This is a genomic window from Cryobacterium sp. PH31-L1, assembly GCF_030063145.1.
Lineage (GTDB): Bacteria > Actinomycetota > Actinomycetes > Actinomycetales > Microbacteriaceae > Cryobacterium.
The window spans coordinates 1-13,810 of sequence record NZ_JASISM010000011.1; the positions used below are offsets into that span (position 1 = coordinate 1).

General features: G+C 63.2%; 14 protein-coding genes. 2 read left to right on the forward strand and 12 right to left on the reverse strand.

Going from position 1 to position 13,810, the window contains the following annotated elements; translation table 11 throughout:
* Positions 1-558 precede the first annotated feature (558 nt).
* Positions 559-2,991 (reverse strand): HAD-IC family P-type ATPase, encoded by a 2,433-nt coding sequence (locus QMF22_RS16050; RefSeq protein WP_283455484.1) that lies wholly within the window; start codon positions 2,989-2,991, stop codon positions 559-561.
* 20 nt (positions 2,992-3,011) lie between these two features.
* Positions 3,012-3,875: a sensor histidine kinase gene (locus tag QMF22_RS16055; protein ID WP_283455486.1), complete on the reverse strand. Its 864-nt coding sequence runs from the start codon at positions 3,873-3,875 to the stop codon at positions 3,012-3,014.
* Positions 3,876-4,119: 244 nt separating this feature from the next.
* On the opposite strand from QMF22_RS16055, the gene QMF22_RS16060 reads away from it, so the two are divergent.
* Positions 4,120-4,398, forward strand: coding sequence for a hypothetical protein (locus QMF22_RS16060; protein WP_283455488.1), 279 nt, complete (start codon positions 4,120-4,122; stop codon positions 4,396-4,398).
* Positions 4,399-4,428: 30 nt separating this feature from the next.
* Here QMF22_RS16060 and QMF22_RS16065 read toward each other — a convergent pair whose 3' ends face one another.
* Positions 4,429-6,087, reverse strand: a complete 1,659-nt coding sequence (locus QMF22_RS16065; protein WP_283455490.1) for a DHA2 family efflux MFS transporter permease subunit — start codon at positions 6,085-6,087, stop codon at positions 4,429-4,431.
* Positions 6,084-6,893: a TspO/MBR family protein gene (locus QMF22_RS16070; protein WP_283455492.1), complete on the reverse strand. Its 810-nt coding sequence runs from the start codon at positions 6,891-6,893 to the stop codon at positions 6,084-6,086. Before QMF22_RS16070 ends, QMF22_RS16065 begins: the two co-directional genes overlap by 4 nt.
* A 57-nt stretch (positions 6,894-6,950) precedes the next feature.
* Here QMF22_RS16070 and QMF22_RS16075 point away from each other — a divergent pair, with 57 nt between their 5' ends.
* Entirely contained in the window at positions 6,951-7,424 is a 474-nt protein-coding gene (locus QMF22_RS16075; protein WP_283455494.1) for a MarR family winged helix-turn-helix transcriptional regulator, read from the forward strand.
* Positions 7,425-7,889: 465 nt separating this feature from the next.
* Here QMF22_RS16075 and QMF22_RS16080 read toward each other — a convergent pair whose 3' ends face one another.
* From QMF22_RS16080 to fadE16, 8 genes are all read right to left on the reverse strand, one after another.
* Complete coding sequence (locus QMF22_RS16080; protein ID WP_283455497.1) at positions 7,890-8,393, reverse strand: SRPBCC family protein; 504 nt, start codon at positions 8,391-8,393, stop codon at positions 7,890-7,892.
* A 22-nt stretch (positions 8,394-8,415) separates the two neighbouring features.
* Positions 8,416-9,153 carry a mycothiol-dependent nitroreductase Rv2466c family protein gene (locus tag QMF22_RS16085; RefSeq protein ID WP_283455498.1) on the reverse strand — a complete coding sequence of 246 codons (738 nt, stop codon included), beginning with the start codon at positions 9,151-9,153 and terminating at the stop codon, positions 8,416-8,418.
* A gap of 104 nt (positions 9,154-9,257) precedes the next feature.
* On the reverse strand, positions 9,258-9,434 hold the full coding sequence (locus tag QMF22_RS16090; RefSeq protein WP_283455500.1) for a hypothetical protein: 177 nt from the start codon (positions 9,432-9,434) through the stop codon (positions 9,258-9,260).
* Between the two features lie 10 nt (positions 9,435-9,444).
* Entirely contained in the window at positions 9,445-9,837 is a 393-nt protein-coding gene (locus tag QMF22_RS16095) for an Rv1678 family membrane protein (protein WP_283455502.1), read from the reverse strand.
* Positions 9,834-10,382, reverse strand: coding sequence for a DoxX family protein (locus QMF22_RS16100; RefSeq protein ID WP_283455504.1), 549 nt, complete (start codon positions 10,380-10,382; stop codon positions 9,834-9,836). The genes QMF22_RS16095 and QMF22_RS16100 overlap by 4 nt, the downstream gene beginning before the upstream one ends.
* A gap of 17 nt (positions 10,383-10,399) precedes the next feature.
* Positions 10,400-11,362, reverse strand: a complete 963-nt coding sequence (locus tag QMF22_RS16105; RefSeq protein WP_283455507.1) for an Rv1681 family radical SAM protein — start codon at positions 11,360-11,362, stop codon at positions 10,400-10,402.
* Between the two features lie 29 nt (positions 11,363-11,391).
* Entirely contained in the window at positions 11,392-12,216 is an 825-nt protein-coding gene (locus QMF22_RS16110; RefSeq protein WP_283455509.1) for an Rv1680 family SBP-like protein, read from the reverse strand.
* Between the two features lie 7 nt (positions 12,217-12,223).
* A complete protein-coding gene (fadE16, locus tag QMF22_RS16115; RefSeq protein ID WP_349357109.1) occupies positions 12,224-13,489 on the reverse strand; it encodes an Rv1679 family acyl-CoA dehydrogenase in 1,266 nt (421 codons plus the stop codon).
* Between the last annotated feature and the right edge of the window lie 321 nt (positions 13,490-13,810).

Below are 13,810 nucleotides of genomic sequence, written 5' to 3' on the forward strand. Positions count from 1 at the left end.
AGTGCTGGCCCGTTGAAAACAGCTGGCGTATCTTCGCCCAATCATCCATATTGATCACCCTCCATAGTGGCTGGTGGCCCTGTTTTCAATCGGCGATACTGGCCCTATTTTCGGTCGGCGTTAACACAAGATTGATCAACACGTCGGATAGTGGGAAACGAACGATAATGACTGGTTCACGCCGGTATTGCATCGACCCAAACTTGAAATCGCACTAAGGAGTTGTTCGTGCTTTCCGGTACGTTTTCCGGCAGCGAACACGATGCTATCGACCGATCCGTCCTCTTCCAGTCTACGAAAGTCTCGCCCGCGCCCTGGAACTGATCCCCTGAGGGGTGGGACTCACCGCCGGGAATTCTTCCCGTGCCTCATGGTTGTCTCTCAGACGCAACGTCTCCAGCGGGATAGCTCTCGTCGCGGTCACTCGCCGTGATCCTGTAGCTCGGTTTAGCCCGCGGTCGAAATGGCTAAGAGTCCGACAACACTCAGGGCGTATACGATGACGCAATGTTGTGGCCGTGAAGCGCGAATCGACTGCGGCCAAGTCGACGCCGGTACCTAGTTTGACGCCCGATTGCGTCGTTTTTGGATGCGATAAGTGATTTCAATTCCCACGCAACCGGGGATCGCTGTTCCAATGGCCACGGCGAGTAGGTCACCGGTCGGCAGCTGCAAGTCGAAGAAGTCGCGAAGGAACGGCACGATGAGGCAGCCGAGCAATCCGATGTACATGCTCGCCAAGATAAGCGCCCGCGATCGATTAAGTGGTCGGATCAGTACCGCCAACACCCAGAGACCAACCACAGACACCGCGAGGACGGATGCTGTCTGCGCGGAATCCTGCGTATTTCCAACGGTGACTCGTGAGTACGTGTTCACCGTCAAGATCACCAAGCTGATCGCGATACCTGCTGGAATAGAAAACGCCAACGATCGTCGCAGGAATCCTGGGAGGTACCGGCACTGATTAGGCAGTAGCGCGAGGAAAAACGCCGGAATACCGATCGTCAAACCGTCGGCGGCCGACAATTGGCGGGGCAGGAAGGGAAATTCCCACAGGAGCAGGCCAAAGGCGAGCGCGAGTAGCACGGCATACACAGTTTTCGTGAGGAAGAGTTTCGAGACGAGTTCAATGTTCGCGATCACGCGGCGTCCTTCGGCGACCACGATGGGTAGGTGGGAAAACTGTCCATCGAGGAGTACCAGCCTGGACACCGCCTTGGTGGCGTCGGCTCCGGATCCCATGGCGATTCCGATATCCGCTCGCTTGAGCGCGAGGACATCGTTCACTCCGTCACCCGTCATCGCGACGACATGTCCACGATTCTGTAAGGCGATGACCATGTCGCGTTTCTGGGTCGGCGTGACCCGCCCGAAAACATGGTGGTCCTCCAGCACGTCCCCCATCAGCGAAAGGTCACCAGGCAAATCTCGGGCGTCGTAGCCATCGCCCTCGAATTGCAGACCGACTGTGCGTGCCACGGCAGCGACCGTACGCGGATTGTCGCCAGAGATAATTCGAAGCGCCACCCCTTGCTCTCGAAAGTAGTCGAGAGTCTCCTTCGCGTCCGATCGAATCCTCTCCCGAAAAGTGATGATCGCGACCGTGCGCAGTGCACGAGGGAGCCCTTGCGGTGCTAACTCCGATTCGCGCAGCAAGTGATGCGAATGGGCGAGCACCAGCGTGCGCAGGCCCGCGCCGGCTAGTTCTGCCGTCGCATTCAAGACCGCGCTGTCGTCGGGGACAGACGTGTTCAGCACTGTCTCCGGGGCCCCCAACACCCATGATCCTGGGGCAATCCCGGAGTCGAACGCGACCGATCCCCATTTTCGCGTGGACGAGAACGGAATGACGGTGACAGGGCTGAGCCCTTCAGCACCGGCGAACTCAACGACTAGGCCGCGAGCCGTGGCGTTGGCATTCGCATCGGTGCCGAACCATCCGAGGACCTCACGCCATCCGAGAGCTGACGGTGTATCGACCTCCCGCACAGAATCCAGAACGAGGGTTCCGTCGGTGAGCGTACCCGTCTTATCCAGGCAGACCATATCGACCCTGGCGAGACCTTCCACGGCCGGCAGCTCCTGCACGAGGACCTGATTTCGGGCCAGTTTCACGGCTGCCAGCGCGAAGGCGATGCTCGTGATCAGAACCAGGCCCTGCGGAATCATGCTGATGGTGCTGGCCGCGGCGCTGACCGCTCCCTGCCGCCAGCTTCCCGACTCGATCGCTTGAGCCCACCCTCCCAGAGCCTTCATCTGACCATTGACGACGAGGGCGATCAGCGGGATGAGTGCCCAACTGATCCACCGCACAATGCGATTCAACGCATTGCGTAGTTCTGAGTTGACCAGTGAAAACCGCTTCGCCTCTTGAGTCAGCGCGTTGGCGAAGGATTCGGTGCCGACTCGCACCACTCGGGCACGGCCCTGACCGGCGATCACGGCCGAACCAGACAAAACCTCGCCCTGTTCCGTCATGGACGCGGGGTCGGCTTCCCCGGTCAGAAGAGATTGATCAAGTTCGAGGAAATCCGCTTGCAAGACTTTGGCATCGGCGGCGACTTGATCTCCAGCTCGCAGCACAAGAATATCGTCCAGTACGACGTCTGCCACGGCAACCTCGATAACGCTTCCCGCTCGCAAGACGCGTGCCTTCGGCGCGTGCACGACGGCGAGTTTATCTAGGGAGCGTTTTGCACGATATTCCTGAACCACGCCGATGAGCACGTTGGCAATGACGGCTAGCCCAAAGAGTGAGTCCTGCCATTGGCCCAGCGCGAGAAGGAGCACGAACGATCCCCCGACGATCGCGTTGAACAGGGTGAAGAGGTTGCCTCGAAGGATGTGCCAGAGGCTCCGGCTCGAATCCGACGCGATTCGGTTGTGCAGGCCGGCTTCCATCCGACGTCTCACGTCGTTCGCACTCAGGCCGTTCTGGGCAAGCATTTCCTCGTCGATGACAGGGAGCGCCAGCGCCGTCCGTACCATTCGCCGTGGCAGTGGAGCTGTCATCCGGTGTGCACATCTCCAGCCGTGGACCGAGGAATGGTCACCGTGACGGTGAAACGTCCATGGTGCAGATTTTCTAGCCGAACGGTGCCCTGCGCCAGGGAACTGATTGTTGACACGATCGAGAGGCCCAGGCCGCTCTCGCCAGAGCTGCCTCGTTGTGCGTCGGTGCGGGTGACCCGATCAAGAGCCATGCCGATGAACTCGTCCGGCGTTCCGAGGCCGGTGTCCTCAACTGAGAGCTGGAGGCCGTTCTGGTCGTATTTCAGCCGTGCTCGTACGTCGCCCGATACCGGACTGGCCCGAAGCGCGTTGCTGATCAGGTTGTCGATGACCTGGGCTAAGTGCGTGGTGGAGATCTGAAACGAGAGCGGATCGTCCTTGTCGTCGACAACGAAGTCGACCGTGATCGTTTTGTCCACCGCGAGGCGCTGGGCCCGGTCCGAGGCTGCGCCGAATTCTGCCACGAGCGATGACCCTGGAGTGGTTGGAGGTGCGTGGCCAACCTCAAGTGTCGAAAGTGTGAGGGGGTTCGTCGCCAGACGCGAGTGGCGATAAACGGAGCGTTCAGCCTCGTGCAGGTCCCGGCTGAGTGCACTCGCGTTGCCTTCGCTCAAGTGGGCGAGTTCGAGCTGAATTTTGGGCCGGGCGGTCGGTGTGCGCTGCTCATGGCTGGCATCGGAGACTGTCTGCTTTTCTCGCATGGCGGTCTCTAGGACGCTGGCGATGAAGTGGTTGAGAGTTTGGGCGAGCGCGGCCACACCGTTATTCACGAGCACCGTCTCATACCCGTCGGCGCGCAAACCGCGCTCGAGTGCGAACCCCGTCTGGGCATCGTCTTCGACGATGAGGATCGATTTCACGGGTGATGCTTCCTAACTGGGGCGCGGAGCAGAAAGCGGATCATGCCGTCTCGCATCACAAACTATCGACACATCCCTACGGTGCCCCGCTGCACAAAGTACGCCTTTTCTGTGCGGAGTTTCAACCAATGTCCTGCGATCTATCGGTTTGGCGTGATCTCGGCCGCCCAGGATGACCCTATGACCGTCACTATCACCCGCGTATCCGATGCAATCGAGCCACCCGGAATGGCCAAAGATCCCGATGACGACAAAGCTGACCACCATGGACGTTTCAGTACTCGGGCCCACGTTCAATGCGGCTCCCAACGTTCGCGAACTCGTCCTCGAGATCGGCGACGCCGGCGCTCCACTGCTCGTGGGCGCACTGGGAAGCGCCGTCATTTCGGCCATTGGGCTGGGCGCGCTCGCAATTCTCATCTTCGGCGTAGCCGATCTCGGCGCCACTGCGCGTCGCACCCGTCCATCGGACGATTCAGAGTTAGACAACACGGCAATACGAGGCAGGTGCCAATTCTGCTGAAAACCCTTACCAGGCTTTAGGAGGGACGCCCTAGACCGGCTCTTCCGAGGTCCGGGCCGCGATGACGTTCTCGTCGGCCGCTTCCTCTTCGCGCTGCTCGTTGTGCGGCGCCGTTCCGGAGAGCCGCAGCGTCGCTAGGAAGCCGAGCACGAGGAACCCGGCTGCGGCGAAGGCCGAGTACCGGGTGCCGTCGCTGAAGGCCTCCCGCGCGGCATCCGCTACAGCCGGGCTGTTCGCCTCGAGAGCCGGGATCGCGGACCCGGCACTGTTGACGACCGCGTCGACGATTTGGGTTTGGGTCTGGGCCGGCAGGCCCGGCACGGAGGATAACTTCGCGTCGAGCGATGCGCCGACCGCGGTGAACAGCACGGTGCCGAGTATTGCGATTCCGAGTGCGGACCCGATCTGCCGGGCGGTGCTGGAGGTGCCGGAGCCTTGGCCGCTCTGCGCCACAGGGATGTCTTTCAGCACCACGCCGGTCAACTGAGCGGTGGCCAGACCGACGCCGATCCCGTAGACGAACAGGAACGGCACGACCTCCAGCCAGGTGGCTTCCGCGGTGATCATGATGCCGAGCCCGGTGACTCCGATGATCTCCGCGATGATGCCCACGCGCACGATCGTCTCCGGCGAGGTCTTGTTACCGAACGCGCCCGACAGCCCGCTGGCCACGAAGGAGCCCAGCGCGAGGGCGAGCAGCACGAAGCCGGTCTGCAGGGCGTCGTAGCCGAGCACGTTCTGCAGCCAGAGCGGCAGCGAGAGGATGATGCCGAATTCGCCGAGCGACACGATCATGGCCGCGATGTTGCCGTTGCGAAACGACGGGATCGCGAACAGGGAGAAAGCGAGCAGGGTGGTCTTGCCGGCCCGTTGGCGGTGGAGACCCCAGTAGACGAAGGCGACCCCGGAGAGGATGGTGATCAGGAACACGAACGGGATGACCGACAGCTCGTACGGCCAGGTCCAGTCGCCGATCGTCGGGGCGTTGTTGGTGAGCCACCAGCCGTAGCTGCGGCCCTCGATCAGTCCGAAGACGAGCGAGGCGCTGGCGATGACCGACAGGATGGCGCCGACCACGTCGACGCGGCGGGGCTCCCCCGCGTCCCGGGATTCGGCCACGAGGACCAGCACGCCGAGGATGATGACGATCCCGAGGGGTACGTTGATGCCGAACGCCCAGCGCCACGAGTAGTACGTGGTGAGCCAGCCGCCGAGTAGCGGGCCGACTGCGACCATGCCGCCGATCGTCGAGCCCCAGATCGCGAATGCGATGCCGCGGTCCCGGCCGCGGAAGGTGGCGTTGATGATCGACAGTGAGGTGGGCAGCACCATGGCCCCGCCGACGCCCTGGATCAGTCGGGCCAGGATGAGCAGGTCGCCGGACTGGGAGAACGCGGCGAAGACGGATGCCGTGGCGAAGACGATCACGCCGAGCAGCAGGATGCGGCGGCGCCCGAAGCGGTCCGCGAGGGTTCCGAATACCAGCAGCAGTGCGGCGAAGACGAGCGTGTAGCTTTCCTGCACCCACTGCACCTGGGTAGAGGTGATGCCCAGGTCGTCCACGATCGAGGGGATGGCGACGTTGATGATCGTGGAGTCGACGATGATCAGGGCGACCGCGACGCTGATGAAGACCAGGCCGGCCCAGCGACGGCGGGCCGAGGGGGCGGTGGGGGCGGTGTCGGTCATGCGGGTACCAATCCTCGCGTTGACGTGGAGGAGGATCTGCGGATGCGGATCGTGACGGTGACCGTGAGAATGACGACCATCGCGACGAGGGCCGCGATCGCGGTCGGGGTAGAGAGGAGGGTGCCTGTGAGCCGGGCGACGGCGACCCAGGCAAGACCCCAGCAGAGAGATGCGGACGGGGCGAGCCGACCACGCCCGGAGAGGGCGATCAGCACGCCAACCAGACCGGCCACCGCGATCACCCCGACTGCCCAGACGTCCGCACTGATGCCGAAACCGCCGAAGCCGGCGGCGACGAGCACGGCCGTCACGTTCGCCGCGGTGGCGATGCTGACCCAGCCCAGGTACAGGCCGATCGTGCCGTCGACCACAATCGTTTCGACCATGTTCTTCGGTCGAGAGGCGACGGTGAGCTGGAACGCCCGGATAAGCACGGCCAGAAGCAGCACGATCACGGGGACGCTGAGTGCGAGTAGGTCGAACTGGATGCTGAGGATCCAGGCCGCGTTCAAAACCAGCGACGCGGCGACCAGGTAGCCGAGGGTGCGCTGCCGGGCATCTGCTGTCTGCGCTGGCAGGAACTGCCAGATGGCGTAGGCGATTAACCCGAGGTAGATCGGCGTCCAGATGCCGAATGCCGGGCCGTCGGGAGCGATTGGGGTCGCGTCGGCGGCCAGAGCCCCACCCGATGCGTTCTGGATCGGGGTTCCTCCGGCGGCGCCCGAACCGATGAACGATCCCACGATGGCTAGAATCGCGCTGACCAGCACCACGGTTTGGCGCAGACGATCCCGGCCCTGTTTCATCTCAGTCTCCTATTAGTCAGCTAGCTGATTAGTTGACGCTAGCACTAGATTAGGGGCATGACCATACCTGATCCGGAACCCACGGCGGAGCAGGAGCAGAGACCGAACCCAGTGCAGGAGTCCATGGCTTTCTGGCCGACCGGACGCCTGCTCTCGACCGCCGCGCGGCTGGTCGAACACGCCTGGGTGGAGGCGTTGGACCAGCTGGGACTTACCCACGCCGGCATGATCGCACTGCACCTGCTCGGATCGGGGCCGCTCAGCCAGACCGAACTCGCACGCGCCGCCCGCGTGCAGACGCAGACCATGTCCCGCACCCTCAAACGACTCGAGCGCGAGGGCTACGTGGTGCGCACCCGGGACGAGCACGACGCCCGGCGACACTCCGTGGTCAGAACGGATGCCGGCACCGCCGTCTGGGAAAAGTCCCGCACGTTAGAGGCCGACCTCTTTCCCGAGCTCGCGAACGCGGACGCGATGCGTGACGCGCTTCTCACGATCATCTCCGCCTCCTCAGCCCGTCGCTGGTGACCCGGCCGTACGACACCTGGCAACCGGGGCACCCCACCGGTGTGTCTCCTAACAGCTACAACCAGATCGTGATGGCCCGGAGGACAACTCCGCCGCGGTGGATGACGGTGCGCTTGTCATGCCCGGTCGCGATAACGCACATCGCTGCTCACTGCCTGGGCTGATCTTGCCCACTACCCGTGCATTTGCCGGCCGGCCGCGCGACTGTCGCACTCGTCTGGTGCCTGATGGTCGCGTACACGGTGTTTACCGTGGTCTGATGTTCCCTCTGGCGTCATGCAACGCAAGGATTCGATTTCGCAAGCCGAACGGCGATCGGGACATCTTTGAATCATTGTCGTCTACTCGGTTGCCGGCGGTGCCGAGACGGAACTTGTCAAGGTCGATGAGGTCAGTGGGAGTTTAGGCGACTCGGAGAAGTGCTGGAAACACTGCTGCAGAGACAGCCCTCCCCGGGCGGCCCGGTCATGATTGGGTCTGTGCCCCGGCGTCGCTGGAGACCTCGGCGATCCGTTTGATCGCCGCGAGGGTTTTCGGGATGCCATCGAGGGCTTGCTGGGTGCGGTCGATGATTTGAGCGTGGGCGTCTTCGCCGAACTTGTCCTCGAACATGGCGATCCCGCCCGGCAGGAACTCCCAAGACTCGGTCAGTATCGTCCCGGTCTCCGCGGCGGTGAAGCTGAAGCCCCAGCGGACGAAACTGCCGCCCACAACCCAGGCGAACTCGCGACCGTGCTCTGCCGTCACGACCTCAGACCGGGTCTCCCAGGTCCGATGCGGGAGCTCGTTGTGCCCGGTGAACCAGGCACCGACTCGACCGGCTTCGGAATCGTCGTCCCACCAGCATGACGTACAGACCGGGCTCCACTCGCCGGTGCGGGTGATGTCGGAGAGCAAGTCGTAGAGAAACGCGGCCGACGCCTCGACGATGACGGACTCCTGGTAGCTGAGGATGCGTGTCCCACTCATGCGTTGACCCTATCGGAGGGGGTCACTTCTTCTGCCGTCGGCTGCCGCCGTGCCAGTCTTCTTGCTTTCCGACCGTGCCCGCGTCGACTCCAAACGCGGCTAGCTGTGGCTGCTCGCGCAAGCTGCGCTTGAGCTCGGCAAAACCTGAGAAACGGGCCAGACCGACGACGTGGTCCCACAACTCGACTGCCAAGTCCTCGTGTGGCAACCGGCTGATCACCGGTCCGAAGAAGGCCACACCAGTGGGTGGCGCGAAGTGAATGATGGGCGTGCCCACGTCTTTTCCTGTGAGGGAGAGCGCTTCGTCCGTCTCCTGCTGGATCTCGATGTCCCATGATTCGTCGTCGAGAGCGTCCGCCAGCTCGAGCGGGAGGCCCGCCTCGGCGAGGATCGGCTCCGCGAACCCACGCGTCCCGCGGAGCTCACGCATCTCGACCTCGCTCCGATGGTTGTCCGAACGGGGGGCGGTGTCGAAGATGTGAGTCCCGAAGGCGGCGTACAGCGGCGCCATCGCTTCGCGGCCGTACTCCGCTCTCGCTCGGGCGGCCACCCGCAGGAGCCGGAGCCCGGCGGTGTGGCCAGCTTCGTACTCGGGAGGGAACTGCGCGTCGTAGTCGACCTGAGCATTGACCAGCCGCAACGAGATGAACCGCCAGTCCACCGTGTAGTCGCGCTGCGCCTGCACCTGCCGCACCCACTTGCTGGTCATCCAGGCGAACGGGCAGACCGGGTCGAAGTAAAAGTTGATGTCGGCGTCCATACCTCCACCCTAGGTCAGTGCCGCAAACACGACCGAGATCCACCCCGCGATGTGTGCTTGACTCCGGAGATGGCAGACCGGTTCAGGACTGTGACGAACGCCGGTCACGGCCCACAATAAATCTGAACGGCGCCCGCGACGTCCCGGTCGAATTGGGTCAGGAGCGCGATGACGTCGTCACTGGACACCCTGATCTCGACCGAGAGTGTCGAGCGCGTTGCCCCGGGCAGGAACTCAGCGAAGAAGTCGTGCCGATGCAACGCCCCGCTGCGGTTGCTCATCAAGACGTTGTTAGCTCGTCTCTGGCATCGGCCGCGAGGTAGTCCACAGCGAGATGAGAGCGACGCCCAGTCCGACCATGAGGGCGGCAGCGTTGACAGAGCCGGAAATGATACCGATCGTTGCATCGTAGGTGACGAGGCGCACCAGCCCGGCGACGATCAGGATTGCTCCGGTTGCAAGCAGGAGCACAGGCATCCTCAGTAGACAGCCGAGCGCGGCGATGGCACCGAGTACGACCAGCACGAGTGCCTGTATCAGGTTCACCGAGACGAACTGCAGCGGCGTGTAGTGGAGCAGCGAGAACAACGAACTGAGGGCCGTGAGACCGGCGACTATCAGACCGCGGGTACGCCAGCCCGTAGAGGTGGCAGGTGTGACACCGGTGCCTCCGGTGGCGTTCATGACAGCACCATCGCAATCCGAGCCGGTCGACCGTGCGTGAGCGACCACCGGGGTCTCAGCAGTCCATCGACGCCGGCGATCCGTCCGGCGGCCGTTGCCAGAATCACGAATTGTGCGGCGAACATGAGGTAATAACTCCAATGCCACTCTCCGGGGGTGTTGAGCACGGAGAGGGTGATGGCGATGGTCTGCAGGATACCGATGGCCGCAAAGAAGCGGGTCAGGAAGCCCACGAGCAGGAAAGCGCCCAGGCAGAATTCCGCGATCAGCACACCCCAGCCGAAGAGCGCGAAGTTGGGAAAAATGACGTTTTCGACCAGCCAACTGAACGCTCCGAGCACCGGATGCTTCACCGCATCCGCCGTGTACTGGTAGAGGCCGTTGTCGGCAGCCTGCCCGAAGTCCGGCGGGCGTTTCCAATTCACATTCTGTAGCCACATCAACCCAACTGCAATCCGGACGGCGGCCAGCACCGCTCGAGTGGGACGCCCGGTCTCGATCTGGTTGATGACTGGCAGTGCGGTCGTGCGGGTGGTCTTGGTCATGGCCCTCTCTTTTCGTGTCAGGCGCAGGCGAACATCGACGTGGCGGAGGTTACCGAGGACCATTGTTCGGTGAAGAGTTCACTCACCCGGTCGAGTGCGGGAGCGAGGGGCAGTATCTGGCGACTCACCAGTGCCTGATCGTCAAGGGCTGCAACCGGGTGCCAGTAGATTCCTTCCGCCGTGACCGTCACCTCGGGGATCATCGATTCTCGCGTGATTGCGACCCCCTCTTCGGCGACGCCTTGAAGCGCGATGGGACGGATGACCTGGTCGGCTCGCGGGATTCCGAGCCCGTCGAACAGCGTATGCAGGTCGTCGAGGGCCGGATCATCATGCGCCGAGATTGTCGCGGCCACCCTCACGGTGAATCCCTCATCGAGCGCTACTCGAATGCCGGCAAGGGCCCGTTTCCAACTTCCGGCGCCACGGTGCGAGTCGTGTACCTCGGCGGTCGGCGAGTCCACACTGATTTGCAGTGCGAAGCCCTGCCGCGGCATCGCCTGCAGTTTCCGCAGCCCCTGGCCGCGGAACAGCATCCCGTTGGTCAGCAATGTGGTCGGCAGCCGGTCGACGCAGGCGCGCACGATAACGTCGATGTCGGGGAGCAGGAACGGTTCGCCGCCGGTGAGGTACAGCTCCTGCACGCCCCAGTCGGCGGCCTCAGTGACGAGCGCCTGGATGTTGTCTATGCCGAGCAGTCGCGGATCGGTTTTCGGCGACGACGCGACGCAGCAATAGTCGCAGGCCAGGTTGCAGTGGAAGTTCGTGTACAGCCACAGCCGCGCTCCCGGCATCCGGTTGGGGGGAATCATGCTGCCGGGGTTTCGCGGGCGGCCGCGGCCGACGGTCACGTGGCCGGTGTCCTGTTCGACCATCAGGGTGCTCACGAGGGTGTTGCCCGTTTTATCGCACCATCGGCGCACAAGTTCCAGTTCACTCGCCGAAGACACCGCAAACTCGGCCGTGTCACCCTCGGTCATTTGCTCGAGAGTGCGCATCAGCGCCATGATTACCATCGGGAGTCGACCCCCTGTTCTTTGATCGCTTGAAATAGCCCCTCGTAGCCCTCGAGGTGCGGCCCGACCCATCGGGTGAGTCCCTCCAGCTCGAGGATTCGTCGGTGCGCCGGCACGTTCCAGTCCATGGCGAGCAGTTTCGCCACCCACGGTGCGTAGACCGCCTCAGGCAGAGTGTCGAGGGCGGTGAACATGCAGTGCGAGTAGGTCTCGGTCTGCCAGACCGGCTCGAGCATCCCCGGCATCAGGTCGCCACGGCCGATGTTCTCCCACACCGTGATGCCGATTGCGGCGACGTCAGCATCGCCAGCAAGCACCGCATCGATCGCGTCCAGCTCGCTGCGACCGGTGTCACCGTGTTTGCCGATGTCACTGTTGAAGCGCTGGAGATGGAGTTGATCGACATCCACCCCGGCCGCGCGCAGATAATGCAGAGGCAGGATCGCGGCGTGAGCCGAGTCCGCCGACCCGAGGGCCAATCGCCGGGTCGCGATGTCCTCGGGACCGGACCAGCCGCTTCCCGCCGCCCCGACAAATACCGTCGAAAAGTTGGCGTCCGTGTCGCGCATGGCCAGCGCCCGCACGTGCCCATCGGTCTGCAGCACTGACCGCGCATACGCAAGATTCGTATTCCAAGCGATGTCGATCATCCCGGCCTGAAGAGCGTCGACGAGACGTCCGTAGTTCGAGAACAACACGAAGTCCATCGCGGTGTCCGGTTCGTCGAAGTATTCGCGGATGCCTTCCCAAATGGGAACGACATTAGGGGTATACGCGACCGCTCCGATGAGCAAGGGGGCTCCGATGAGTTTCGACATTCGAAACTCAGAACAGCGGAAGGCCGGTTAGGGCCTTACCGTAGAAGTCGTAGAGCACGTCTGCGGTCGGCGCCATGACCGACCCCGCGCGCGCATCCCGGAACGCCCGCTCGATGGGCAAATGTTTCGAGAACGCCGCACCGCCACACACCCGCATGGCCGATTCGGTGATTATGAGCGCGGCATCGTTTGTCGAGGCCTTCACCCCGAGCACGAACAGCGCAGTGTCTTCGGCCGGGGTCGCCACTTTCGCGGCCGCCTGAGCGAGATAGGACGTCTGCGCCGCCAAGGCGATGCTCATCTTCGCAATCTGCGCCCGGATGGTCGGCAATGCGGAAAGCGCCTGATCCAGATGCTCCAGACGGGCACCGGTCACGTGCGCGACGGCGGCATCCACGGCTGCGGTGGAGAGCCCCAGGGATACGGCCGAATTGCCCAGGTTGAACCACGGCAGCACCGTGGCCATCATTGTGCCGAACCCACTGCCCGGTTCACCGATGCGATGGCTCGCCGGAATGGTCACCGCAACTGCCATCGGGCTCGATGCATTACCCCGAAGCCCCAGTCCGCTCCAGGGACCGGCGATATCCAAGCCTACGGTACCGGCAGGGATCGCATATAGGTCGACCGTCTCCGGGTCGACCGCACTCTTCGAAGACATCACGTAAACATCGGCGTAGCCAGCCGAGGTCACCCAGCTTTTATAGGCAGAGAAGCGAACGTCGTCCCCGTCCGCCACCGACTCCGACACAGGAGCCCAAAAGTGCGACCGCGACCCTTTCTCACTGAACGCGAGTGTGCCGAGCACTTCGCCGGAAGCCATCCGCGAAAGAAGGTGCGGCATCGCGGCGGGCGGGGCGGATGCCACCGTAACGGCAGCCGCGACGTGCATCAGGTAAATCATTGCGGTCGATCCGCACGCTGCCGCAATGGAGCCCAGCACCTCCGTGAACTCGACGGGACCGGCCCCCATACCGCCAGCTTCCTCGCTGATCACCAGACCGAGCAACCCGCTCGACCGGAGAGCCGCGACTGAATGGACGGGGTACGTGCCCTCGGCATCCACTTGTTGGGCGTGAGCGGAAGCTACCGCGGTTACCTGCGCTACCGCTTCTTCGAGGGTCGAGTGCGTCCTGGTCATCCGGTCTCCTGGCATCGTTGCTGAAGCTTTTCGACACCGTAGTCGCGGCGCCGACCCGCCCATTATCCCCCTCACGGAGGTCGGAGCGGTAAAGAACTTCTTCGGGGTGTCCAACGCCGGCCGGTGGCGCATCACTGACCACCGCCGCCTCGGCGAACGCAGAAGGGAATAGGGCGACTATCGGCTTCTACTCGAGCGGATCTGCGCAAGCACTATCTTGATACCGAGTACAGCCTGAATTGCTGCGGCTGGGCGAAGCTAACGGGATCCTGGTATGTCCCTCACCACTCCACTTCTGCGTATTGAGGCTGGGTCCGACGACCTCCAGCTCGCGTCCGAGCGGAGCAGCGAGCGAATCTCAATGACCCGACGCTGCTCTGGGCAGACCCGACCAACCAAACCCGATTCCGCACCTGTTCAAGGTAGGACCGGAATCGAGCAGTTCTTTTGAAT

Excerpts from the sequence above, each read along its gene's own strand:
- QMF22_RS16065 (WP_283455490.1), bottom strand. The coding sequence starts at position 6,087 with ATGACCGACACCGCCCCCACCGCCCCCTCGGCCCGCCGTCGCTGGGCC.
- fadE16 (WP_349357109.1), bottom strand. The coding sequence starts at position 13,489 with ATGCGCCACCGGCCGGCGTTGGACACCCCGAAGAAGTTCTTTACCGCT.
- QMF22_RS16095 (WP_283455502.1), bottom strand. The coding sequence starts at position 9,837 with ATGAACGCCACCGGAGGCACCGGTGTCACACCTGCCACCTCTACGGGC.
- QMF22_RS16100 (WP_283455504.1), bottom strand. The coding sequence starts at position 10,382 with ATGACCAAGACCACCCGCACGACCGCACTGCCAGTCATCAACCAGATC.
- QMF22_RS16075 (WP_283455494.1), top strand. The coding sequence starts at position 6,951 with ATGACCATACCTGATCCGGAACCCACGGCGGAGCAGGAGCAGAGACCG.
- QMF22_RS16070 (WP_283455492.1), bottom strand. The coding sequence starts at position 6,893 with ATGAAACAGGGCCGGGATCGTCTGCGCCAAACCGTGGTGCTGGTCAGC.
- QMF22_RS16060 (WP_283455488.1), top strand. The coding sequence starts at position 4,120 with ATGACGACAAAGCTGACCACCATGGACGTTTCAGTACTCGGGCCCACG.
- QMF22_RS16110 (WP_283455509.1), bottom strand. The coding sequence starts at position 12,216 with ATGTCGAAACTCATCGGAGCCCCCTTGCTCATCGGAGCGGTCGCGTAT.
- QMF22_RS16085 (WP_283455498.1), bottom strand. The coding sequence starts at position 9,153 with ATGGACGCCGACATCAACTTTTACTTCGACCCGGTCTGCCCGTTCGCC.
- QMF22_RS16080 (WP_283455497.1), bottom strand. The coding sequence starts at position 8,393 with ATGAGTGGGACACGCATCCTCAGCTACCAGGAGTCCGTCATCGTCGAG.
- QMF22_RS16090 (WP_283455500.1), bottom strand. The coding sequence starts at position 9,434 with ATGAGCAACCGCAGCGGGGCGTTGCATCGGCACGACTTCTTCGCTGAG.
- QMF22_RS16050 (WP_283455484.1), bottom strand. The coding sequence starts at position 2,991 with ATGGTACGGACGGCGCTGGCGCTCCCTGTCATCGACGAGGAAATGCTT.
- QMF22_RS16105 (WP_283455507.1), bottom strand. The coding sequence starts at position 11,362 with ATGACCGAGGGTGACACGGCCGAGTTTGCGGTGTCTTCGGCGAGTGAA.